Raw genomic sequence first — 23,618 nt, forward strand, 5'->3', positions numbered from 1 at the left:
TAAACATACTGTGAGTAGGAAAATAATCCTGATGCGTCACGGCCAGCCAAAGTTGGTCGCAACCGACAAAATGTCAGCGCTCGATATGAAAGACTGGATCGAACAATACAACCGGTCCGAAATCACCAACCAACCCGTCCCGGACGCCAGCATGCAGCTCGCCGCATCCGCCACGGTGATTGTCTCAAGCAACGCGCCTCGTGCGCTGACTTCCGTCCAGGCTCTTGGCCTGAAACCCGCCCTCGTCGACGCGCTTTTCTGTGAAGCGCAACTGCCTTATGGTCACTGGAAACTGCCACGGCTATCACCGTTTACCTGGGCATTTATCCTTCGAGTCTTATGGTTGTGCGGTTACTCACGCAGAGTCGAATCCGTCGCCACTGCAAAGATGCGCGCCAGCACGGCAGCTCAACGACTTCAGTCCCTTGCCAGCGAAGGACCGGTTCTGCTGCTCGGTCATGGCTTTATGAATCGAATGATTGCCAAACAATTGGTGGCAGATGGATGGACTCGGCAAAAACGTAACGGCAGCCAGTATTGGAGTGCGACGGTGTATCAATACGGCGGTGTTTAAGAGATACCTCACGATCTTTTTCAGCAAACGGAGTCACTTACATGGAAGTCATCAATCAGTTGCAGCCCGCAGAGTGTGCAGGCATGGAGGACATCCGACGCGAAATCGATGCCCTTGATCAGGCCGTTATCAAGCTATTGGGCAAGCGTTTTCATTACGTGCTGGCGGCCTCGAAGTTCAAGACCTCAGCGACTTCGGTGCGTGCACCGGAGCGTTTCAAGGCGATGCTGGCGACACGTCGCGAGTGGGCTAAGGCCGAGGGCCTGAGCCCGGATGCAATCGAGAAGATGTACAGCGACCTGGTGAACCACTTCATTGCCGAAGAGATGAAACACTGGGCGGCTCATCAATCCGAAACCTGATTCTGATGTCCGGGCTGTCCGCTTTGGGTTGTGGATTCAACCGACCGATGCAGGTAAGAATCGGCCGAGAGCGGACAGTTGTTCCACTGCACAATTACCAAGTGGTTCTACCAAGGAAGCGATCTTATGAAACCCGTCAGAATTCGTACCCTACAAAGTACTGATGCTGAGGCGTTGCTGACCTTTGAAATGGACAATCGCGAGTGGTTCGAGCGTTTCATTGACGCGCGCGACGCTGCTTTTTACTCGGTGCAGGGCGTCGCCGGCCACATTGCGGCTTATTTATCTGACTTTGCCGCCGGAACCTGGCACCCATTTGTCATCGAAGATGCTGACGGAAAAATAGTGGGTCGGGCGAACCTGAAAGGTATCGACATCTCCGAACGGTCGGCTGAAGTCGGCTATCGGATTGCTCAAAGCGCTTGCGGACAGGGTCTGGCAACGTTGGCGGTGAAGCATCTGATCCAGGAGGCGCAGCTGCATTGGAACCTTAAACAACTGGTTGCCAACGTATACGCTGCAAATATCGGCTCGGCAAAAGTGCTCAACCGGTGCGGCTTCTTGATTGAACCTATATCTGGGCAGGAAGGGACAGAGCACGAATATCGGTTTGGCCTTTTGATATAGATGAGTGACAGCAAGCTGTGACTTGCTTCGCCCTGCCCAGGCAATGTTCGACCTACACCAGCACGGTCAACCAGGCCGACACCAGCAGCAAAAAAGCCAGTGCAGTGTTCATGCGTTTGAACGCCTGTGGCGAACCAAAAGCCCGGGCACTACCCACGCCGAGCAACGCCCACAGGGTCATGCACGGCAAAGAGACCAACAGAAACATCAGCGACAACACCACCAGCCGCAGGGTCTTGTCGCCGCCACCGACAAATACGCTGACCACCGCCATCGCCATCATCCAGACCTTGGGGTTGACCAATTGCAGGGTGGCGGCGCCGAACACGCTGAGCCCCTCATCGCGCGGGGTGGTCGGGTCCAGGGACGGCGGCGCGCTTTGAAAGATCTGCCAGGCCAGCCAACTCAACCAGAGTACCCCGGCCCAGGCCATTGCCTGCTGCACACGCGGAAACCGCAGCAGCGTTTCGCCCACGCCGAGCCCGACTGCAAACACAATCAGCGCCGCCGCCACACATGCGCCAAAAATGATCGGCAGCGTGGCACCCAGCCCCCGCCGCGAACTGTGGCTCAACACCAGAATATTGGTCGGTCCCGGGGTAATCGAGGCAACGAACGCAAACAGCAGGAAAGGCAACAACGATTCCATGGCATGGACTCCTTGATCAATTAGGAAACCATGGTCGCGGGTCAGCGGGATTCAGTCTGGAAGGTTTGAGCAGCGCTTGCGGTAATCCGCGGGTGTGAGCTGGTAGGCACGGCGGAACCAGCGCCCCATATGGCTTTGATCGGCGAACCCAAGCGCACTGGCCACCTGAGCCGGCGACTCGCCCCGCGCCAGCAGTTGTCGCGCCTTGGCCAGGCGCAGCTGGATCAAATAAGCATGAGGCGCCAGCCCAAAGGCTGCCTTGAAGGCCCGCGTCAGACGAAAGCGATCAACACCACAGGCTTGGGCCAGATCATCCAGCCCGATGTCTTCGTAAACATGGGCATGCAAATAGTCACGTGCAACCTGGGCCACCCACGGCAGGCGCGGATCAAAGGTCTGACGCTTGCGCCAATCAAGGTGGCAAGTGAGCGAACCCAACAAGGTGTCGATGGCGCTCTGGCGCACAATGCGCAAGTCGCCCTCATGGAGCGCGTGGAAGGCTTGAAAAATGGCAGTGGCCAGGCGCGGATCCTGGCTCAGGGTGTCGGCAAAACCCGGCTGACTGTTGGCCGGCGCGTGCTCGAACAACGCGTGCAACTCCCGCTCCAGCCAGTGCGGATCGAGGTAGAGCATCGAATAAGTAAACCCCTCCTCGGTCGGCGCATGCCCATCGTGGATTTCCCCCGGCTCCAGCATGAATACCTTGCCCGGCGTACTGAGGTGGCGAACGCGCCGGCAATTGAACTGCTGCACCCCCTGCTCGGTGACCCCGACCAGAAAACTGTCATGCCAATGCGGATCGTAGGCATGCCCCTGAAAATGGGCACGAATCGATTCAATCCCGGTATCGGCGTCCTGGGACAGCTCAATCCAGTTGCGTCTATCCACGCAAGGCTCCCTGGGTCATGGCTCAGTGTTGATCTGTGCGGACGACTAAATTACCGCGCAATGGAAAAGAACGTTTAGAAGATTTGTGCAGGTTCCTCGGCAAATGCATCCTTGATAAATGCCTCCAGCTGTTTCTCTTCAAGCAGTGTGTCAGCGTTCCCGAGTCGATGTGTGGGTTCTATTACCAGAAGTCGTTGTGCTGACAGCGTTTTGGATCTTGGCCCGATAGCTGCGTCGTAGCAGGCAGAAAACGGCCAGAGCAGTCTACGGTTCCGTTTTAAATGGTCTTACGCGTTAGCCAGGCACCCCAGAACAGACTACTGAAGAAACGAGTAGCGTCTCCGAATCCAGAGTCATGCATCAATTGTTGAACCGCAGCCTCGGAATGTGGCGGGTCAGCTCCCTGTAGAATTTTTCCTAACTTGGCCTTCACTTCATCCGGGCTGGCTCCATGTTGCCGCCACCGTTGCCCCCAGGCATCAAGCAACAACGGTTGGCTGGCATAAGCATATTGATTTCCTGCCACAATCAGCGGCGCACCCGGCTTTAGACGAGTCCGGATGGATTGCAAAAGTTTTCGCTTGGCGTCATCTCCCTCGAGATGATGGAGTACGCCTATCAAAGTGCCCGCGTCGTATAACTTATCTTCAGGCAGATCGTCGACTTGCCCAAGGTGCATATTCGTTCTTTCAAGCAACTTGTTTGCCTTCAACTGCTGTGCCGCAGCCTCCAACATTGGCTCAGACGGATCTATGGCAGTGAAATGCCAACTTGGCTCCAATGCTGCCATAGCAATAATCTCTTGGGCGGTACCACCAGCGCCGACTGCCAATATTCTCGCGGAGCTTGTATTACCAAGGCTTGCCGCCAACATACACGCGGTAAGATCGTGGCAGGCGTCATACCCTGCTAATGCGATGCGGCTCTGTCGTCCATATTCATTGGCCCGAGAGGTATCGAATTTTTCAATTGCTTTCAGAGGTGATGATTTCAAGGCGGTTCTCCATGTCCTTGAATTAAGCTACTCCACATACTTAAATAATAAAAATTCATTAATTTTATGAGATGCATTCCTGCCAGGAATATTGAATTCGCCTTTGCGACAGGGAGTTATAGGTCGATTGCAGCCCTTCGTGACAGGCCGCAATCGACCACAAAGCAGTCGGTGGACAGACTGGTGGCAAACGGGTGGTGTCCTGCTACCCTCTTTACCATAGTCGGGCTTGCCGTCACCTCAGTCATGTTTCCCCGCACTTACCGCGACAAGAAACGCGACATGGCATGTCACCTAATAGTGGATAGCGCCATGAAAGTTCGATGCCCTGGCTGTGGTTATATCGGAGACAAACTTCCGCCAACCCATAAGTGCCCTAAATGCGACGAATTTTCCCACGAATGGCTGATTTATGACTGGGAAAGCTTTGCTTTAATCAAGCGTCGACATATTAGATACAACCTTTTAATCATTGGTCTGGTTCTAATCAACTTACTTACGGCGATCACCTTGAAATCAACAGATGCGTTTCAATGGTTGTTCAACTTGTTCTTAATCCCAGCCATGATCAGTTTGTTTTATTGTCGAAAGCAGCTTGAAAGAAAATCGGAGTATAAAGGGCATAGAGGCAGGGATACGCTTCCCTGGTTTATCGGTTTCAGGGGGCTCTAAAGCGGCTAACACCGTGAGTTCAAGCCAGCAGCTCGCTGATCCACCGGGCCTGCCGTTCGGTGTCTTGCACCTTCTCCTCGGGCACGGCCTGTCGCGCCTGGGCGAAGTTGGTCAGGGTCTTCTGCTTCTGGCGCAACAGGCGCTGCCACTTGGACAGGAACGCCGGGCTGCGCGCCTGCATCTGCAGCGGGCCGAAGTACAGCTCCTCGGCGGTGTACATCACCGGCCCGTCGCACTCGGCGATAATGATCTCGTAGTAGAAGCGATTTTCCCGCAGCAGCTCCTCGCAGAGGATGCGGTAGCCATTTTCCATCAGCCATTGGCGCAGTGGCTGCTCGCCGCCGTTGGGCTGCAGGATCAATCTCTCTTGGCCGCTCAGGTGCGCCTTGCCGCTGTCGAGGATGTCGCGGATTGTCTCGCCGCCCATGCCACAGATGCTGATCGCCGTGATCCCGTCACCCGGCTCGATCGCCGCCAGGCCATTGGCCAGGCGCACGGTGATCCGCTGGTCCAGGCCGTTCTCGCGCACGGTGCGTTCGGCCGAGCGGAACGGCGTCAATGCCACCTCGCCGGCCACCGCCGTCGCGATGGCGCCACGGCGCATCAACGCCACCGGCAGGTAGCCGTGATCCGAGCCGATATCGGCCAGGCGCGCACCTGGTGGCACATGCGCCGCCACGCGCTCCAGGCGTATGGACAATGTCTGTTCGTTCAACTGCAGTTCCTTTTCACCACGAGTGTCCGGCACCTTTGGCCGGATCGGGGGGGAGATTCTGTAGAGCAACGCCGTACATTTCAAATTTATACGACCAGGGCGATGACTCACCCCAACGATCACTGCATCGCGACGCTGACGCCCTGCTGGTATTCACGGGGCGTACAGCCAAACTCGCGACGGAACACAGTGTGCAGATACTGCGCAGATTTGAAGCCGCAGCTGGACGCAATGTCTGCAATCGCTGAATCGCTGTTCTCCAGCCCGTTGGTCGCGGCCGCCAGTTTGAAGCGCAGGATCTCGTCATGCACGCTGCAGCCTCGCACTTTGCGAAAGTGCGACTCCAGCGACGAGCGCGATATGCCGACATAAGCCGCCACCTGCGCCGTCTTGATGCCCTGGCAGGCATATTGACGAATGAACAGCAGCGCCTGCATGACGTAGGGGTCACCTAATGGTTGATGCAGACTTGATACCTGCACGTTGATCGAATCAGGGGGAATCAGTATTTGCGTGCCTGTGGACGGCATGCCGTGCAGCATCTGATGGAGCAGATGCGCAGCGGTTCGCCCCATGGTTTCGGTGCCCTGGATGACCGAGCTCAGTGGCACCCGGGTCAGGCTGCGGGTCAGCGGGTCGTTGTCGATGCCAATCAACGCCACCTGCTCCGGCACGGCGATCCCGGCGGTAAGGCAGGCTTGCAGTAGCTGCCGGGCGCGCGCGTCACTGACGGCGATGATGCCGATGGGTTTGGGCAGGCTCTGCAGCCAGGCGATCTGCTGTTCGACGGCGCTGTCCCAGAGCGGCGCGCTGGTGCCCATGCCGCGATAGACCTCCGCGTGCAGGCCATCGCGTTGCATCAGCTGGCGAAAGGCTTTTTCCCGTTCCTGAGCCCAACGATTGGCTTGTGCTTCAGGCAGGCTGAAGCAGGCAAAACGCGTCAGCCCGGCTTCGATCAGGTGCTCATACGCCAGCGTCATCAGCGCGGCATTGTCGGTGGCGACGTACGGAATACCTTTCGGATAGGCTCGCGCATCCTGATAAGAACCGCCCACCGCCACCACGGGCAACTTGATTGCGGCCAGCGCCTCGCCAATCAGCGGGTCGTCGAAGTCGGCAATGATCCCGTCACCCTGCCAGCGCTCGATCCCTTTCAACCGGCAGAGGAAATCCTCCTCAAGAAACAAGTCCCAGGATGCGCGGGTGCTGCTCAGGTAGTTGCCGATGCCACTGATGATGCCGCGGTCGTAGATCTTGCTGCCATTGAACAGCAGTGCGATGCGGTGAACGGGCGGTACGGTTTTCATTGTTCTTGTCCTGGGCCGGTCAACACCGAGGCGTCGGCACAGACTAGGCGTGCATACGACGAATCTCAATACTCAAAATCGCACCCTGTGTTGGTGACTTTCATAATCAGCAGCCACAAGGCCGTTGCTAGTATCGAGACACCGCCAAGAACAACAAGGACATTGCCAATGCCGTACTTTCCCGATGTCGACAAGATTCTCTACGAAGGCCCCGCCAGCGACTCTCCCCTCGCCTTTCGCCACTACGATGCCAACAAGCTTATCCTCGGCAAACCGATGCGCGAGCACCTGCGCATGGCTGTCTGCTATTGGCACACCTTCGTCTGGCCGGGCTCCGATGTGTTCGGTGCAGGTACCTTCAAGCGCCCGTGGCAGCAAGCTGCAGATCCGATGGAGATGGCCATCGGCAAGGCGGAAGCTGCATTCGAGTTCTTCTCCAAACTTGGTATCGACTACTACTGCTTCCACGATACGGATGTCGCCCCGGAAGGCAGTTCGCTAAAGGATTACCGCAACCACTTCGCGCAGATGATCGACCATCTGGAGCGCCATCAGGAACAGAGCGGGATCAAGCTGCTGTGGGGAACTGCCAACTGCTTCAGCAACCCGCGCTTCGCCGCAGGCGCCGCCAGCAACCCGGACCCGCAAGTGTTCGCCTGTGCCGCCGCTCAGGTATTCAGCGCCTTGAACGCTACCCAGCGTCTCAAAGGGTCCAACTACGTGTTGTGGGGCGGTCGCGAGGGCTACGAAACCCTGCTCAACACCGACTTGAAACGCGAACGCGAACAACTGGGTCGTTTCATGCGAATGGTGGTCGAACATAAACACAAGATCGGTTTCAAAGGTGACCTGCTGATCGAACCCAAGCCGCAGGAGCCGACCAAGCACCAATACGATTACGACAGCGCCACCGTCTTTGGCTTTCTGCATCAGTTCGGCCTGGAAAACGAAATCAAGGTCAACATCGAGGCCAACCATGCGACCCTGGCGGGTCATAGCTTCCATCACGAAATCGCAACGGCAGCCTCGTTGGGGATCTTCGGCAGCATCGACGCCAACCGTGGTGATCCGCAGAACGGCTGGGATACCGACCAGTTTCCCAATAGCGTCGAAGAGATGACCCTGGCCACCTACGAAATTCTCAAAGTCGGTGGTTTCAAGAATGGCGGGTTCAACTTCGACTCCAAGGTTCGCCGCCAAAGCCTCGACGAGATCGATCTGTTCCATGGCCACGTCGCCGCGATGGACGTCCTCGCCCTGTCCCTGGAGCGCGCGGCGGCCATGGTGCAGAACGACCGACTCCAGCAATTCAAGGATCAACGCTATGCCGGCTGGGAGCAGCCCTTGGGGCTAGCGGTACTGGCGGGTGAGTTCAGCCTCCAATCACTGGCCGAACATGCCTTCGCCAACGAACTGAATCCGCAGGCCGTCAGCGGCAGGCAGGAGATGCTCGAAAACGTCGTCAACCGGTTTATCTACAACTGACGGTCAACAACGTCCGCTGGCGGCGCTGTGACATTCGCGCGACAAATCTATGCCCGCGGCACCTGGCGACTCTCTACAGTTCTACCGGCACGATATTCATCGTCAGGCAGTGTCTTTCAAACAACAATAAAAGGACGCACCATCATGAAGAAACTAAAACGCACGCTACTCGCCGGCGCCCTGTCTTTGCTATCCCTTTCGGTCATGGCCGATTCTGCCCACCCGAAAATCGGTTTCTCCATTGATGACCTGCGGCTGGAACGTTGGTCACGTGACCGGGACTACTTCGTCGCGGCGGCGGAAAAAATGGACGCCAAGGTCTTCGTGCAATCGGCCGATGCCAACGAGCAAAAGCAGATTTCGCAAATCGAAAACCTCATCTCCCGTGGCGTCGATGTGATCGTCATCGTGCCATTCAACGCCACCGTACTGACCAATGCCGTCGCCGAAGCCAAGAAGGCCGGAATCAAGGTCGTGTCCTATGACCGCCTGATTCTCAACGCCGATATCGACGCTTACATTTCCTTCGATAACGAAAAGGTCGGCGAGATGCAGGCCAGCGGCGTGCTGCAAGCAGCGCCCAAGGGCAACTACTTTTTGCTCGGAGGCGCGCCGACCGACAACAACGCAAAGGTCCTGCGCGAAGGTCAGATGAAAGTGCTGCAACCGGCCATCGACAAGGGTGATATCAAAATCGTCGGCCAACAGTGGGTGAAGGAATGGAACCCCACCGAAGCGCTGAGCATTGTCGAAAATGCCCTGACCCGCAACGACAACAAGATTGATGGCATCGTCGCCTCCAACGACGCCACTGCCGGCGGTGCCATCCAGGCACTGGCCGCGCAGAAACTGGCCGGCAAGGTGCCAATCTCGGGTCAGGACGCGGACCTGGCAGCGGTCAAGCGAGTGATCAATGGCACTCAGACCATGACCGTCTACAAGCCGCTGAAACTCATCGCCTCCGAAGCCGCCAAGCTGTCAGTGCAACTGGCGCGTAACGAGAAACCCACCTACAGCTCGCAGTACGACAATGGCAGTAAAAAAGTCGACACCATCTTGCTCACCCCGACCCCATTGACCAAGGACAACATCGACCTGCTGGAACAGGACGGGTTCTACACCAAGGCGCAGATTGCCGGACAGTGAACCATCGAGCGGTACAGACTCGAGAGCAAGCTTGAGTGCAATCCTGCGGGGCGAGCCAATCCGTTCCCGCAGGGTTGGCCTCCCGTCTGTTGCTTATGTGTGAGCCCTTTGTGTGAGCCCTCGCCATGTCCGACTACCTGCTGCAAATGAACGGCATCGTCAAAACCTTCGGCGGTGTCAAAGCCCTCAATGGCATCGACATCAGGGTCAAGCCCGGTGAATGCGTGGGATTGTGCGGCGAGAACGGCGCCGGTAAATCCACGCTGATGAAAATTCTGTCGGCGGTCTACCCCTATGGTACCTGGGACGGTGAAATCCTCTGGGACGGCCAGCCGCTCAGGGCGCAATCGATCAGCGAGACCGAGGCCGCCGGTATCGTCATCATTCATCAGGAATTGACGCTGGTTCCCGACCTGTCGGTGGCCGAAAACATTTTCATGGGCCATGAGCTGATGCTGCCCGGCGGGCGCATGAATTACCCGGCGATGATCCACCGCGCCGAAGCCCTGATGCGTGAACTGAAAGTACCGGACATGAACGTATCGCTACCGGTTTCGCAGTACGGCGGTGGCTACCAGCAACTGGTGGAAATCGCCAAGGCACTGAACAAGCAAGCGCGTCTGCTGATCCTCGATGAGCCTTCATCGGCCCTGACCCGTTCGGAAATCGAGGTGCTGCTGGATATCATCCGCGACCTTAAGGCCAAGGGCGTTGCCTGCGTTTACATCTCTCACAAGCTTGATGAAGTGGCCGCCGTATGCGACACCATTTCGGTGATCCGTGACGGCCAACACATCGCAACGACCGCCATGGTGGACATGGACATTCCAAAGATCATCACCCAAATGGTCGGACGGGAAATGAGCAACCTCTACCCCACCGAGCCCCACGACATTGGCGAGGTGATTTTCGAGGCGCGCCACGTCACCTGCTACGACGTCGATACACCGAAACGCAAACGGGTCGACGACATTTCGTTCGTCCTCAAACGCGGTGAAATCCTCGGCATCGCCGGTCTGGTCGGCGCCGGACGCACGGAGCTGGTGTCGGCGCTTTTCGGCGCTTACCCCGGTCGCCACGAAGGCGAGGTCTGGCTGGACGGCAAACCGATCGACACACGCACGCCGCGCAAATCAATCCGCGCCGGCCTGGGCATGGTGCCCGAGGACCGCAAGCGCCAGGGCATCATTCCGGATCTGGGCGTCGGCCAGAACATCACCCTGGCCGTGCTGGACAATTACTCGAAAATGACCCGCATCGACGCCGAAGCCGAACTGGGCAGCATCGACCGGGAAATCTCGCGCATGCATCTCAAAACCGCGAGCCCGTTCCTGCCAATCACCAGCCTCTCTGGCGGCAATCAACAAAAAGCCGTGCTGGCGAAAATGCTTTTGACCAAACCCCGGGTACTGATTCTCGATGAGCCCACCCGAGGTGTGGATGTCGGCGCCAAGTATGAAATCTACAAGTTGATGGGGACGCTGGCGGCTGAAGGCGTGTCGATCATCATGGTGTCCTCGGAACTGGCCGAGGTGCTCGGCGTCTCCGACCGCGTCCTGGTGATCGGCGAAGGCCAATTGCGCGGCGATTTCGTCAACCACGAACTCACCCAGGAACAGGTGCTCGCCGCCGCGCTCAGCCACCCCGCTGGCCATCACAATAATGATCGGAAATCCGTGTAGATGAATCAGATCAAACAGCTCTTCACCCGCTACAAAATGCTCGCGCTAGTGATTGCTGTGGCGATTATCTGGCTGTTCTTCAGTTGGCAGACCGAGGGCGGATTTCTGACCCCGCGCAACCTCTCCAATCTGCTGCGGCAGATGTCCATCACCGGGATTCTCGCCTGCGGCATGGTGCTGGTCATCATCAGCGGCGAGATCGATTTATCGGTCGGTTCATTGCTGGGCCTGCTGGGTGGACTGGCGGCGATTCTCGACGTGGTCTATCACATACCGCTATTGGCGAACCTGAGCCTGGTCGCCCTGTGCGGATTGATGATCGGTTTGGCCAACGGCTACATGACCGCCTACCTGCGGATCCCGTCTTTCATCGTCGGGCTGGGTGGCATGTTGGCCTTTCGCGGCATCCTGCTGGGAATTACCGGCGGCACCACCATCGCCCCGGTATCGCCGGAGCTGGTCTACGTTGGCCAGGGTTATCTGCCGCACGCGGTAGGCACCGGCTTGGGCGTGCTGCTGTTCGCGCTGACACTTTTGCTGACCTGGAAACAACGCCGCAATCGTGCTCTCCACGGCCTGGCGGCACACTCGATGATGCGTGACGTATTGCGCGTGGTGTTGATCGGCGCGGTACTGGGCGGGTTCGTCTATACCCTCAACAGCTACGACGGGATTCCGGTTCCAGTGCTGCTTCTGTTGATTCTGCTGGGCGTGTTCAGCTACGTGACCAGCCAGACCGTCTTCGGAAGACGCGTCTATTCAGTGGGCAGCAACATGGAGGCCACGCGCCTGTCCGGTATCAACGTACAGGCTGTGAAACTGTGGATTTTCGGGATCATGGGCGTGATGTGCGCTCTCGCCGGCGTGGTCAACACCGCCCGCCTTGCCGCCGGCTCACCCTCGGCCGGCAGCATGGGCGAACTCGACGCCATCGCCGCCTGCTTCATCGGCGGCACCTCTATGCGCGGCGGCTCCGGCACGGTCTATGGCGCCCTTCTTGGCGCGTTGGTCATCACCAGTCTGGACAACGGCATGTCCATGCTCGACGTAGACAGCTACTGGCAGATGATTGTCAAAGGCAGCATTCTGGTGTTAGCCGTATGGGTAGATGTGAGCACCCGGACCGGTCGTTATTCGGCCAGCCGATGATCGGTTTCATGAGCGACAAGATTGGTCGGCGAACGCTCACCCTCTGTTCAACAGAGTCAGGCGACGCCGGGGACATTTGTTCCCATGCCCGAGGGCAGGAACGGTCGAATTTCGTCGATTTCCGCGGCGCCAAGACGCAACTCCGAGGCTGCAATCAGCCCGTCTACTTGTGCGGGACGGCGGGCTCCGACAATGGCGCCCGTCACTACCGGTTGGCGAAGTACCCAAGAGATGGCGACTGCCGCAGCGCTCACCCCGTGCCTTTCTCCAATACGCGCCATGACGTCAACCAATGCCAGGTTCGCACTCAAACGGGGCTCCTGAAAATCAGCACTTCGGGCCTTGCGCCAATCGTCTTCGGGCAATTGCGAGATGCGTTCGCGCGTCATGCTGCCGGACAGCAGCCCCGATTGAAGTGTGGAATAGGCAAGGACACCCAACCCGGCCTGCTCACAGAATGGCAGGACGTCTTTCTCGATGTCCCGCATCAAGGCGGAGTACGGCGGCTGGAGCGAAACGATCTCTGTCACCGCCTGCGCCCGCTTGAGTTGAGCGACATCGAAATTCGATACGCCGATAGCGCGAATTTTTCCTTGATCGCGCGCGGCTGCCAAAGCCGAAAGCGCCATTTCAATACCTTCACTGCTTGCGTCGGCAGGAAAGGCTGGCCAGTGGATCTGATACAGATCGATAGTCTCGACTTGGAGCCTGCGCAAGCTTGCGTCGATCTCGGCGAGCAAGGATTGGGGGACCAGGGAGTGCGAAATCTGTTTCGTGACCGGGTCCCAGACCAGGCTGCCTTTGGTGAACACCAAAGGACGCCGCGAGACCGGCACCCGACACAGCAATTGCCCCACCAATTGCTCCGCATGGCCCAAGCCATAAACCGCAGCGGTGTCAATCCAGTTCACGCCGCGTTCGACGGCATATTCAAGTGCACTCAGGCTGTCCTGGTCATCCTGCGCTCCCCAACTGTATTCCCAGCCGGCGCCGGCGATTGCCCATGTCCCCAAGCCAATAGGCGAAATCAGGAAATCCGATGATCCAAGACGATTCTTTTGCATAGCGACCTCTCCACAAATGATGTGAGAAGTATCCGGGAGAGATCTGATGGCGATAAGATGGGTAATCGTATTTGAACTACTGAACGACATTCATGAGTAATCACCCCGATCTCTCTGAACTCGATGCCTTTGCCGCCGTCGCTCGCCATCGCAGCTTCCGCAAGGCAGCCGACGAGCGTGGCGTGTCGGCTTCCGCGTTGAGTCACGCAATGCGAGCGTTGGAGACACGCCTGGGCATCAGGCTGCTGAACCGAACCACTCGTAGCGTGACCCCGACCGAGGCCGGCCAGCAGCTATTGGCGACGCTGGTCCCGACGCTGCACCAGGTTGCTGATGTATTGGCGCAATTGACCTCGATGCAGGAAGTGCCCGCTGGCAAACTTCGCCTCAACGTGGCGCGTCCGGCGGCTCGTATCGTGTTTGCGAAAGTGCTCGCGCCCTTCGTGGCCAGGTATCCACGTATTCAGTTAGACCTGATCACCGATGATGGATTGACCGATATCGTGAACGGCGGGTTTGACGCTGGAGTCCGTTTTGGTGAAAGCCTGGCCGGTGACATGATCGCAGTCCCTGTCGGCGCACCTCAATCGTTCGTGACGGTTGCTTCGGATACCTATCTGGCCGCAAAGGGGATTGCCCACGCCCCCCGCAACTTGCTCGAGCATTCGTGCATTGCCAGGCGTTTTCCCAGTGGCAAACTTTACGCCTGGGAGTATCAAGCAGACGGTCAACCGATACGGTTGTCCGTCACAGGCCCGCTCATTCTGGAAGACGATGCGCTGATGATCCAGGCGGCGAAAGATGGCGCTGGTATTGCTTATGTCTACGAAGAGCTGGCGCGTGACGAAATCCGCAACGGACATCTCCGAGAAATACTCCAGGAATGGAAAGCACCGCCAAGCCGATTCTTTCTTTATTACTCCAGCCGGCGCCATGTGCCACCGGCCTTGAAAGCGCTCATCGACTTCATCAAAGCGGGTGACTTGCGAAACTGATTGAACCATCCCGACCGGCAGCTTTTCAGTAAGTCCCTTCCCGCACCCGCCGTCTGACCTCAGCCTGTATGGCATAAGCCGGCGCCTCCACAGCATTGAAATCTTGTGTATACCGCTGGGCAAATCCTTCTACCCCCCATTCCTGATACTGCTGCACATGCTTTAACTCGTGAGCCCAGAGCGCGATGTCCTGTTCTGCGGTTTGAGCGTCCCGGAAGAGGATGATGTCGATCAGCGTCACGGCACCGACATCGGGGTTTTGCAGCATGGCAGTAGCGGCGTTGAATTGGCCGTTGTCGCTAACTTTGTAGCGCGCGGTATCGAGGACACTGGGGTCATACCAGCGCAGCAGTTGCTCGCGGATGTGCGGTGGAATCGGTTGGATGCCGGTGTTGGCTGCTTCAGCGCGGGCTTGGGTCAGCCACAGCGCCAGGGCAGGTGCTGCGATCTGGTAGATGCCATCAGGCAGGGGACCGAGCACCTGTCCCACGTCTGGCAGGCAGAGGCAGCCGTCCAGGCACACTTGTTTCTCACCATCTGGGCAGGCGCTGGTCTGGGCTGGCACTTCAAGCGTCAGGCAAAGAACAAACAGCGCCACCAGGCGCGTGGTGATGGGCGGCATTGGGCGCTCCAGGGACGGACGCAGCGCGAACAGTGGGTCACCATTGATCGACGATTCGCATAGCTTTAGCGTAGTCCCGAACTATGCGCTCCCAGGAAAATCGCAGGAAGTGACAGACCATTTTTTCTGCGAACAATCCGAGCTGCTGACAGAGCACGACGAACTGACGACAGACGCCTCGGATTGCCTTGCTGTTGTCTTTTCGGAAGTTGGCAATGGTCTTGAAATAAGGCATCAATCGCCCAGTCAGCCACATCAGCTCGACGTTGCGTTGGGCTTCTCGTTCCAGGCGCCGGCTCGACTGAATGCGGTTGAGATAGCCGTAGATGTAGATCTTCACCGGATTGGTATCGCTGAAATAGTCATCGAGGCTCTCGGGAAGTAAAGTACTTTGGCCTCGATGTTCACCTTGAATAAAGCGCTTCATAGGCGAGCCTTGCGATGATTTCCGAGGAAATTATAGGTGGTCGCGCAGGTTCAAGAGAGCATCTTGGTGCAGCTAGCCAACAGATAGCAGGGAATCACAACCCCTCTTGGGCAGCCGCTGCCTCTGCATGGGGCATCGAGGCAGCTGTCCATACTTACGACCTAAGCCTGGAGCAGGTTAGAGATCTTGACGTCTGGATCTACCTCAGCCTCGTAGTCAACCCCTTCGATCCCGAAACCGAAGAGACGCAGGAACTCCGCTTTGTAACCGACAAAGTCAGTTAGTTCATAGAGGTTATCGTTGCTAACCTGATCCCAAAGTTGCCTGACGCGGTCCTGGACTTCGGGAGCCAGCTCCTTGTAGTCCGCGCGCAGGCGGCCCACTTCATCCATCACTGGAGAATGGCCGTACAAGCTGTCTTTGTAGAGCGCATAGACCTGTTCGATACACCCCTCGTGTGTGCCCTGCGCTTTCATGACTTTAAACAACAATGACAGATACAGCGGCATGATCGGGATAGCTGAACTTGCCTGGGTAACCACCGCTTTCAATACCGAGACCCGCGCATCGCCCCCAAGAACAGCCAACCGTTCACGGATACCAAGGACTTTCTGATCCAGGTCCTTCTTGGCCGCACCGATGGAGCCATTCCAATAGATGTCATGAGTCAGCTTTTCGCCCAGGTAAGTGAACGCGGTCGTTTTAGCCCCTTCAGCCAGAACACCTGCTTCGTGCAGGGCATCGATCCACATCTGCCAGTCTTCGCCGCCCATCACGGCCACCGTGCCATCGATTTCGCTTTGGGTCGCGGGTTGTAGATTGGTGTCCTTGACCACTTCCTTATCAGTATCAAGGCCCCGCAAGGTCACGGCCTTGTCGAGCGGTTTGAGGGTAGAACTGAATACTTCACCCGTCTTGGGGTGTGTCCGGCGCGGTGCGGCAAGACTGTAAACAACCAGGTCGACCTTCCCGAAGTCGCGCTTGATAACGTCGATAGTCTTCTGTTTGATCTCATCGGAAAAAGCATCGCCGTTGATGCTCTTGGCGTAGAGGCCGTCGGACTCGGCAAACGTGTGAAAGGCCGCTGTGTTGTACCAGCCGGCGGTGCCGAGCTTGCCTTCATCACCTGCACGTTCGAAAAACACACCGAGAGTCCTGGCGCCACAACTAAAAGCTGCCGTTATCCGCGCAGCAAGTCCGTATCCGGTCGATGCACCGATCACGAGTACATTCTTTGGCCCTCCGGTGATCAATCCTTTCGTAGTAACGTAATCGATCTGATTCTTGACGTTGGCTTCGCAGCCAGTGGGGTGGGTAGTCACACAGACAAAGCCGCGAACGCGCGGTTTAATGATCATAAAAGTTCTCCCTCTTCCAAGATGAGAGCCAACCTTGGCTACAAAGTCATAGACGCCTGGAAAGCTGGAACGTCACGATGAAAGATCTGCAGCGATTGGTGCCTCGCCGGGCATTGGTCGACCTCGAGCCTGGTAAGAGACTGCGACGGTCTAGTCTCGACCGTTGCAGTGGGTGGTCAGACGGCCGTCTGTTCCGCCATTTCCAGGGCACTTACTAGATTGACTACCATTCAAACAAGTTCGGTCCCGGTAGCGGCCCAAATTTAATCTTCATATTTATGAAGTCATATGCAAGCCGGAGACGTAGTTGCCATAACGGAAAATCGCTTCATCCAAGCATCTACGATATCGATCCAATGAACATCCATAATAAAAACAATACAAACATCACACATGAATAGCACACTAATTAAAAGCTGATTAACTTCTTTTACTTCCCACGTGCCACTCGTCGTCATGCAGAAAAAAAATTCAACCTTTCCGAAAGCGGGTGACTCCCACTAATACAGCCATCAAGGCGGTGGGTAAATTTTCTGATTGATTGACGATTGCTGATAGGAGAGAGTAATGAACTACGAAGATCGCGATACCTATGGCATGTACAAAACCAACCTCATACGAGATGCCGGCTCCGAGGAACAGGGGCCTGGCCCTGACCTGATGGGGGCAGACACCCTCATTGGAAATGATGTTTATAACCATAATGACGAAGATTTGGGGGATATTAAGGAAATCATGCTGGATGTTCGCAGCGGTAGAGTGAGTTATGCGGTTCTCTCTTTTGGTGGTTTTCTTGGCATGGGAGAAAAACTGTTTGCAGTACCCTGGAATGCATTGACACTCGACACAATAAACAAGCGCTTCGTACTCAACGTAGAGAAAGAACGCTTGGAAAATGCACCAGGCTTTGACAAGGACAATTGGCCCAATATGGCCGATGAGTCTTGGGCAACAGAAATCCATTCTTTTTATGGAACTAAACCGTTCGATTACGATACGACCCAGAGACAAAGTATCGACAAAAGCTAACTGTCTATATCCAAAATGAAGAGTGATGCGCGCCGAGCAAACAACGACATATTAAGACTGATCGTTGGGGTGCCAAACCCTATGGCGCGCATCAGCCCTTTGGCCAACGGGATAACCAAACCGCTAACGTTAGTCGTCTTCGTATCATCACATGCACAGACGACGGGTCAGATCATTCGGAAGCCATCGGCCTGCTTTCCCTAAAGAGCAATTTTGCATGTGCGCTGCGTAGATCGTAAGTGTGTCTGGTGTGCGCTGAAGTTCGGCAGTTAACTCAAGCGGTAGGAGGCGTCCTGAAGCCAGATGATCCGCAATCAGATGCTCTGGCATTCGGCACCAACCGAACCCGGCGAGCAAAAAATCCAGCCGCCGTGCCAAATCTACAAACCGCCACTGGTGACTGCCCGTCACCCCATAGCTAGGGCTGTCGGGAGAAACCGGATCGGAAAGTACCAGTTGTACATAAGGCTTGAGGTCTGCACTTGTTGCCCGACGGCCTAACATAGCCAGGGGATGCCCACTGGCTACTACTGGCCTCAAGTCGACGCTGAGCAGCGGCAGTGCGGTGATATCGTCGGGCACTGTCGGAATCAATGTGCAAAACGCCAGTGCCGCATCGCCGTTGCGCAATCGACGCTCTGCGCCGCCTAAGCCTTCTGTGGAAAAACTCACTGCCAGATGCGGAAAAGCCTCACGGATAGCGCGCAGGCTTTCGATGAGCGGTGCGCTAGGGGCCGAGTTGCTGGAAACCGATCACGTGGTTATTTCAACGCCGGTCTACAATTATAACGTTCCTGCGGCGCTCAAGGCGTGGGTGGATCATGTGGTTCGTAAAGGCCTGACCTTGGGCTTTGATGGTAAAGGGCTGGTGACCGGTAAAAAGGCAACGGTGCTGCTCGCCTCCGGAGGTGTATACACCAACGACTCCCCGATTAAAGACCGTGACATTGCGACCCAATATTTGAAACTGATCCTGAACGTCCTAGGTATCACTGATGTCACCTTTATTGCGGCCGGCGGCGCTAAAGCTGTAGATCTCGGAGAAATCAGCATGCATGATTTTCTAGATACATTTGATCATCAAATTCAAAAGTCGCTGGTTTAGACACGCGCTTAGAAGAATCGGTCTGGCCGGCAAACCCGTCTGGGCTGTGCCACACCGGAGCTCAGCAGTTTGCATCAGGACAGATCAGTTACAGAGTGGCTCGCATGAAATCACCTGAGAAAACCGTCAATCCGATCGGATTGGAAGACATCACCATTGTCGACGACGCGAAAATGCGCAAGGCGATCACGGCCGCTGCGCTCGGCAACGCGATGGAGTGGTTCGATTTCGGCGTCTATGGGTTTGTTGCCTATGTTCTCGGCAAGGTATTTTTCCCCGGCGCTGATCCCGGTGTGCAGATGATTGCCGCGTTGGCCACCTTCTCGGTTCCCTTCCTGATCAGACCTCTGGGCGGTTTGTTTTTTGGTACGTTGGGCGATAAGTACGGTCGACAGAAAGTCCTGGCGGCCACCATTGTGATCATGTCGCTCAGCACCTTCGCCATCGGGCTGATTCCGTCGTATGCCTCGATTGGCATCTGGGCGCCGATCCTCCTGCTGCTCGCTAAAATGGCCCAAGGTTTTTCAGTGGGCGGTGAATACACCGGCGCCTCGATCTTCGTCGCCGAATATGCCCCGGATCGCAAGCGCGGTTTCCTTGGCAGCTGGCTGGACTTCGGCTCGATTGCCGGCTTCGTCTTCGGCGCAGGCTTGGTCGTGCTGATCTCCACCATTCTGGGCGAAGAGCAGTTTGAGGCATGGGGCTGGCGCCTGCCCTTCTTCCTCGCCCTGCCCCTGGGCATGATCGGGCTCTATCTGCGTCACGCGCTGGAAGAAACACCGGCGTTCCAACAGCATGTCGAGCAACTGGAACAGGGTGATCGCGAAGGCCTTGCCAGGGGCCCGAAAGTGTCCTTCAAGGAGGTGGCCACCCAGCACTGGCGCAGTCTGATGACCTGCATCGGCGTAGTGGTAGCTACCAACGTCACCTACTACATGCTGCTTACCTACATGCCGAGCTACCTGACACACAACTTGCACTACAGCGAGAATCACGGCGTGTTGATCATCATCGCGATCATGGTCGGCATGTTATTCGTCCAGCCGATGATCGGGCTCATCAGCGACAAGATTGGGCGCCGCCCCTTCATTATCTGCGGTAGCGTCGGTCTATTCTTCCTCGCCATCCCGGCCTTCATGCTGATCAACAGCGGCAAGATCGGCCTGATCTTTTCCGGCTTGCTGATGCTGGCGGTGCTGCTCAACTTTTTCATCGGCGTGATGGCTTCCACCCTTCCGGCGATGTTTCCCACTCACATCCGCTACAGCGCCCTGGCCAGCGCCTTCAACGTCTCGGTGTTAATCGCGGGTTTGACCCCTGCCGCTGTGGCCTGGCTGGTGGAAAGCACGCAAAATCTGTACATGCCGGCCTACTACCTGATGGTGATTGCCGTGGTGGGTCTGATTACCGGCGTGACGATGAAAGAAACAGCGAACAAACCGCTGCGTGGTGCAGCTCCGGCGGCTTCCGACATTGAGGAAGCGCAAGAACTGTTGGAGGAACATCACGACAATATCGAGCAGAAGATCGAGGACATCGACGCAGAAATCGCTGAGCTGAAAGCTAAACGTGAGCATCTCGTGCAGCAGCATCCGCGAATCGAATAACGGGGGCACTATCGTGTAGATAGCTGCCGTCCTGGGAAAACACCAAACTACGAAACACCCGCTGAGCGATTTAGCCAATCTGTTGCATCGACCGGTTGAATCCACAGTTGATTACAGACCTTCACGACCGGCAACAATCGGTCAACAACGGTCCTTCAAATATGCCGAGGCGCGTGTTGCTGACCGCAGCCCCGCATCACCGGGTTAATCGACGACTTTTATCTGCGTCAGCCCTACCCGCTCAGCCTGCTCTAAAATCTCCGCTGGCGTCGCGTCCGCGGTGGGCATGATCAGGCTGTTCTCCCCATCCCCATAGTGCAGCTGTAGCAGGTGCATCGCCGCCTCATGGACAGGCAGTTGAAGCTGCTCGAATTCGAACATGTGTGTGCGAGGTTCGCCGTTGAACAGGTATTCCAGGGTGTAGTTGCGCATGGTGGGATCCTCGTAGAAGGTGGTGGCCGTTTTTATACACTCTGGACCATAAACAGACTTCAACTCTAGCGTGCGGGTATGATCCGGATAACGAGGCCCATTGGACCCATGTTTATGCCAGCATCCCAAATTCGCCCCTCACCCGCGCCGTTGCTCAAGCAAGGCGAGACGGTGCTCTTGTTCGACGGCGTATGTAAGCTGTGCAATGGCTGGGCGAGGTTTCCGCCATGACCGCCATCGGCGCGTCCGGTTGGCGGCAGTACAGTCGCCCGAGGGGCAGGCCCTGCTTGCTTGGGCAGGTTTGCCCTTGCACCAATTCGACACCATGGCCGTGATCCGCGACCGACACTACTGGGTGCGTTCGGATGCATTTTTCGAAGTCATCGCCCAGCTGCCCACCCCTTGGCATCCCGTGAACCTTTTGCGCAGCTTCCTACGCAAGCTTCGCGATTGGGCATACGATCGCATTGCGTTGAATCGCTATTGGCTCTTCGGAAAATACAACACGTGCCTTTTGCCTGATCCTGATCATGAGCAACGTTTTTTGAAAGCTCCAATGTGAACGCCTTGGTACGCATCAACTGGATCGCCCGAGCCCCCCATCCAGAACCATTTTTTGACTTTTTTGTGGTTCAGTGCCCCGCCACCGCTGGCCTGCCAGCCGCACGCGGGCCCGATTTGAAGCCGTGGGCCTGAGCGCCCCAGACAATCACAAACCCCACCGCCACCAACACCACCATTGCCCACGGAAAAGAGGCGACGCCCCACCTGTCCAGCAGCACCCCACCCAACACCCCACTCCCCGCAATCGCACTATTCCAAGCCACCACATTCAACGACAACGCCACATCCGCCCCATCCCCCGCCGCGTCCGCCAGAGCCGTTTGCAGCAACGTCGCAGCCCCGCCGAAGCTCAACCCCCAAACCAGCATGCCGATGTAGATCACCTCAGGCACGCTACTCAAAAAGCCAAACACCACGGAAACCGCCGCAAACGCCGCCAAGCTCACCAACACAGTCTTGCGCAACAACGGCTCAACCAGTTTGGCAGTCACCCAAATCCCTACCAACGCCGCAATGCCAAACACCAACAACACCAAATCCACCCGATCCCCCAACCCCGCCGGCGCCACGAACGGTGCGATGTAGGTGTAGAGAACGTTGTGTGCCAGCATCCAGCTGATCACCACCGCCAGCACAGGGCGCACGCCCGGCGTGGTCAGTACTGTGCGCAGCGACATGCGCTGATGCGCGGCTTGGGGTGGGTAGTCAGGGACTTTCACCAGTACCCAGGCGATCAGCACCAGGGTCAGGGCCGACATGATGCCGAAGGTGGTGCGCCAACCCACCAGGCTGCCCAACCAAGTGCCAAGAGGCACGCCCAGAGACAGGGCAATCGGCGTGCCGACCATGGCCAGCGCCAGCGCCTTGCCCTGTTGATGAGGCGCGACCATGCGTCGGGCGTAACCGGCCAGCAGGCTCCAGGCCAGCCCCGCCGCGACGCCGGCGAAGAAGCGCGCCACCAGGATCACGCCGTAGTGGGATGACAGTGCGGTAATGGAGTTGAACAGCAGGAAACCGACGATGGTCAGCAGCAGCACGTTACGACGGCGCCAGCCGCGGGTGGCGATGGTCATGGGGATGACCGCCAGCACCGAACCCAGGGCGTAGGCGGTGACCATCTGGCCAGCCATGGAAGGGGAAATCTTCAGCCCTGCGCTGATCAGCGGCAACAGGCCGGCGGGCAGGGTTTCGGTGACGATGCAGATAAAACCGGTCATGGCCAAGGCGAGCAAGGCTCCGATGGGCAGGCGGTCGGGCGCTACCGATAAGGTGATTGAGGGTGTCACGGAAGACTCCTTGAGTGAGGATTTCAGACTTAAATACCGATCGATATAAATGTTGAGGGTAGGCAGCGCTCGTTGTCAACGACTTATGTATCGACTAGTATTTATCTCGTCATCCTGAGGAGTTTTGAAATGGCGCAAATGGGCCGCCCTCGCACTTTCGACCGCGACCACGCGGTGGAACAGGCCTTGCACCTGTTCTGGCAACACGGCTACGACGCGACCTCCCTCGCTCAGTTGAAAGCCAGACTGGGTGGCGGAATTTCCGCGCCGAGTTTTTACGCGGCGTTCGGTTCCAAGGAAGCGTTGTTTGATGAGTGTGTGCAACGTTACCTGGCGACGTTCGCCCAAGTCACCGAATGCCTGTGGGACGAGAGCCTGCCGCCACGCCAAGCCATCGAGACCGCGCTGCGCCAGTCAGCGCGCATGCAGTGTGAAGACGGCCATCCCAAGGGCTGCATGGTGTCCCTCGGCGTGATGAGCGCGCCCAGCCCGGAGAATGCGCGGGTAGTCGACGCCCTGACCCAATCTCGCGCCCACACTCGCGCGGGGATTTTTGCGTGTGTTGAGCGAGGTGTCAGTGCCGGTCAGTTGCCGGGCAATATTCACGCGCCCGCGATGGCTACGGTGTTCGACAGTTTCCTGCAGGGCATTTCCATCCTCGCTCGGGATAACACGCCGTATGAGATCATTGATGCGGCCATCACCCAGATATTGCTGACGTGGGACAATGCAGCCACTACCGTGCTGCCCACAGATCGCAATGACGAAAAGGGGCTGATTGATTCAACCAGTGAGTGATGTGCGTAAAGCCAAGGCTTGTGCCGCGAGGCGATTGCGAAACTGCGAACAAACGCTCATTGGTGACTCAGCCTAAGGTCG

At 57.1% G+C, this 23,618-nt stretch carries 23 protein-coding genes and 2 pseudogenes; 13 read left to right on the plus strand and 12 right to left on the minus strand.

Annotated elements, in window-relative coordinates; all coding sequences use genetic code 11:
• Window positions 1-31: 31 nt before the first annotated feature.
• The 3 genes from KVG95_RS15855 to KVG95_RS15865 all read left to right on the plus strand — a co-directional run bounded on the left by KVG95_RS15855 (window position 32) and on the right by KVG95_RS15865 (window position 1,563).
• Window positions 32-574, plus strand: coding sequence for a histidine phosphatase family protein (locus KVG95_RS15855; RefSeq protein ID WP_217857092.1), 543 nt, complete (start codon window positions 32-34; stop codon window positions 572-574).
• Between the two features lie 41 nt (window positions 575-615).
• A complete protein-coding gene (locus KVG95_RS15860; RefSeq protein ID WP_217857093.1) occupies window positions 616-936 on the plus strand; it encodes an isochorismate lyase in 321 nt (106 codons plus the stop codon).
• A gap of 126 nt (window positions 937-1,062) precedes the next feature.
• On the plus strand, window positions 1,063-1,563 hold the full coding sequence (locus tag KVG95_RS15865; RefSeq protein ID WP_217857094.1) for a GNAT family N-acetyltransferase: 501 nt from the start codon (window positions 1,063-1,065) through the stop codon (window positions 1,561-1,563).
• A 52-nt stretch (window positions 1,564-1,615) separates the two neighbouring features.
• Here the strand turns inward: KVG95_RS15865 and KVG95_RS15870 are convergent, their stop codons facing one another.
• The 5 genes from KVG95_RS15870 to KVG95_RS15890 all read right to left on the minus strand — a co-directional run bounded on the left by KVG95_RS15870 (window position 1,616) and on the right by KVG95_RS15890 (window position 6,788).
• Complete coding sequence (locus KVG95_RS15870) at window positions 1,616-2,212, minus strand: LysE family translocator (RefSeq protein WP_217857095.1); 597 nt, start codon at window positions 2,210-2,212, stop codon at window positions 1,616-1,618.
• A 51-nt stretch (window positions 2,213-2,263) separates the two neighbouring features.
• Window positions 2,264-3,100 carry an AraC family transcriptional regulator gene (locus KVG95_RS15875; RefSeq protein ID WP_217857096.1) on the minus strand — a complete coding sequence of 279 codons (837 nt, stop codon included), beginning with the start codon at window positions 3,098-3,100 and terminating at the stop codon, window positions 2,264-2,266.
• 277 nt (window positions 3,101-3,377) lie between these two features.
• Window positions 3,378-4,094: a class I SAM-dependent methyltransferase gene (locus KVG95_RS15880; RefSeq protein ID WP_217857097.1), complete on the minus strand. Its 717-nt coding sequence runs from the start codon at window positions 4,092-4,094 to the stop codon at window positions 3,378-3,380.
• A gap of 691 nt (window positions 4,095-4,785) precedes the next feature.
• A complete protein-coding gene (locus tag KVG95_RS15885; protein WP_225923181.1) occupies window positions 4,786-5,481 on the minus strand; it encodes a tRNA (adenine(22)-N(1))-methyltransferase in 696 nt (231 codons plus the stop codon).
• A 119-nt stretch (window positions 5,482-5,600) separates the two neighbouring features.
• Entirely contained in the window at window positions 5,601-6,788 is a 1,188-nt protein-coding gene (locus KVG95_RS15890) for a XylR family transcriptional regulator (protein WP_217857098.1), read from the minus strand.
• Window positions 6,789-6,956: 168 nt separating this feature from the next.
• Between KVG95_RS15890 and xylA the strand changes: the two genes are divergently transcribed.
• The 4 genes from xylA to KVG95_RS15910 all read left to right on the plus strand — a co-directional run bounded on the left by xylA (window position 6,957) and on the right by KVG95_RS15910 (window position 12,250).
• Window positions 6,957-8,273 (plus strand): xylose isomerase, encoded by a 1,317-nt coding sequence (gene xylA, locus KVG95_RS15895; RefSeq protein ID WP_217857099.1) that lies wholly within the window; start codon window positions 6,957-6,959, stop codon window positions 8,271-8,273.
• A 144-nt stretch (window positions 8,274-8,417) separates the two neighbouring features.
• The gene (gene xylF / locus KVG95_RS15900) at window positions 8,418-9,419 is read left to right on the plus strand and encodes a D-xylose ABC transporter substrate-binding protein (protein WP_123722092.1); all 1,002 of its coding nucleotides are present in this window, start codon (window positions 8,418-8,420) and stop codon (window positions 9,417-9,419) included.
• Between the two features lie 125 nt (window positions 9,420-9,544).
• A complete protein-coding gene (xylG, locus tag KVG95_RS15905) occupies window positions 9,545-11,101 on the plus strand; it encodes a D-xylose ABC transporter ATP-binding protein (RefSeq protein ID WP_217857100.1) in 1,557 nt (518 codons plus the stop codon).
• A complete protein-coding gene (locus KVG95_RS15910; RefSeq protein ID WP_217857101.1) occupies window positions 11,102-12,250 on the plus strand; it encodes a sugar ABC transporter permease in 1,149 nt (382 codons plus the stop codon). It begins immediately after the preceding gene.
• Between the two features lie 56 nt (window positions 12,251-12,306).
• On the opposite strand, the gene KVG95_RS15915 is transcribed toward KVG95_RS15910, so the two are convergent.
• Window positions 12,307-13,314, minus strand: coding sequence for an aldo/keto reductase (locus KVG95_RS15915; protein WP_217857102.1), 1,008 nt, complete (start codon window positions 13,312-13,314; stop codon window positions 12,307-12,309).
• A gap of 92 nt (window positions 13,315-13,406) precedes the next feature.
• Between KVG95_RS15915 and KVG95_RS15920 the strand changes: the two genes are divergently transcribed.
• The gene (locus KVG95_RS15920) at window positions 13,407-14,309 is read left to right on the plus strand and encodes a LysR family transcriptional regulator (protein ID WP_217857103.1); all 903 of its coding nucleotides are present in this window, start codon (window positions 13,407-13,409) and stop codon (window positions 14,307-14,309) included.
• Between the two features lie 25 nt (window positions 14,310-14,334).
• On the opposite strand, the gene KVG95_RS15925 is transcribed toward KVG95_RS15920, so the two are convergent.
• From KVG95_RS15925 to fabV, 3 genes and pseudogenes are all read right to left on the minus strand, one after another.
• Window positions 14,335-14,931, minus strand: coding sequence for an eCIS core domain-containing protein (locus KVG95_RS15925; protein WP_217857104.1), 597 nt, complete (start codon window positions 14,929-14,931; stop codon window positions 14,335-14,337).
• 115 nt (window positions 14,932-15,046) lie between these two features.
• Window positions 15,047-15,358: pseudogene (locus tag KVG95_RS15930) on the minus strand (transposase); the annotation flags it as partial.
• 161 nt (window positions 15,359-15,519) lie between these two features.
• On the minus strand, window positions 15,520-16,716 hold the full coding sequence (fabV, locus tag KVG95_RS15935) for an enoyl-ACP reductase FabV (RefSeq protein ID WP_217857105.1): 1,197 nt from the start codon (window positions 16,714-16,716) through the stop codon (window positions 15,520-15,522).
• A 567-nt stretch (window positions 16,717-17,283) separates the two neighbouring features.
• Here fabV and KVG95_RS15940 point away from each other — a divergent pair.
• Window positions 17,284-17,745, plus strand: a complete 462-nt coding sequence (locus KVG95_RS15940) for a PRC-barrel domain-containing protein (RefSeq protein ID WP_217857106.1) — start codon at window positions 17,284-17,286, stop codon at window positions 17,743-17,745.
• Between the two features lie 147 nt (window positions 17,746-17,892).
• Here KVG95_RS15940 and KVG95_RS30170 read toward each other — a convergent pair whose 3' ends face one another.
• Window positions 17,893-18,453 (minus strand): substrate-binding domain-containing protein, encoded by a 561-nt coding sequence (locus KVG95_RS30170; protein WP_225923192.1) that lies wholly within the window; start codon window positions 18,451-18,453, stop codon window positions 17,893-17,895.
• Here KVG95_RS30170 and KVG95_RS15950 point away from each other — a divergent pair.
• Window positions 18,341-18,850, plus strand: a complete 510-nt coding sequence (locus KVG95_RS15950; RefSeq protein ID WP_367616768.1) for an FMN-dependent NADH-azoreductase — start codon at window positions 18,341-18,343, stop codon at window positions 18,848-18,850. The genes KVG95_RS30170 and KVG95_RS15950 overlap by 113 nt on opposite strands.
• Window positions 18,851-18,954: 104 nt before the next feature.
• The gene (gene proP, locus KVG95_RS15955) at window positions 18,955-20,457 is read left to right on the plus strand and encodes a glycine betaine/L-proline transporter ProP (protein ID WP_217857107.1); all 1,503 of its coding nucleotides are present in this window, start codon (window positions 18,955-18,957) and stop codon (window positions 20,455-20,457) included.
• A gap of 204 nt (window positions 20,458-20,661) precedes the next feature.
• Here proP and KVG95_RS15960 read toward each other — a convergent pair whose 3' ends face one another.
• Window positions 20,662-20,889: a hypothetical protein gene (locus tag KVG95_RS15960; protein ID WP_123722083.1), complete on the minus strand. Its 228-nt coding sequence runs from the start codon at window positions 20,887-20,889 to the stop codon at window positions 20,662-20,664.
• A gap of 114 nt (window positions 20,890-21,003) precedes the next feature.
• On the opposite strand from KVG95_RS15960, the pseudogene KVG95_RS15965 reads away from it, so the two are divergent.
• A pseudogene (locus KVG95_RS15965) lies at window positions 21,004-21,451 on the plus strand (thiol-disulfide oxidoreductase DCC family protein).
• 70 nt (window positions 21,452-21,521) lie between these two features.
• Here KVG95_RS15965 and KVG95_RS15970 read toward each other — a convergent pair.
• Window positions 21,522-22,739: an MFS transporter gene (locus tag KVG95_RS15970; RefSeq protein ID WP_217857108.1), complete on the minus strand. Its 1,218-nt coding sequence runs from the start codon at window positions 22,737-22,739 to the stop codon at window positions 21,522-21,524.
• A 129-nt stretch (window positions 22,740-22,868) separates the two neighbouring features.
• Here KVG95_RS15970 and KVG95_RS15975 point away from each other — a divergent pair, with 129 nt between their 5' ends.
• A complete protein-coding gene (locus KVG95_RS15975; RefSeq protein ID WP_123722080.1) occupies window positions 22,869-23,537 on the plus strand; it encodes a TetR/AcrR family transcriptional regulator in 669 nt (222 codons plus the stop codon).
• Window positions 23,538-23,618 lie beyond the last annotated feature (81 nt).

The organism is Pseudomonas farris, assembly GCF_019145235.1.
Classification (GTDB): domain Bacteria; phylum Pseudomonadota; class Gammaproteobacteria; order Pseudomonadales; family Pseudomonadaceae; genus Aquipseudomonas; species Aquipseudomonas farris.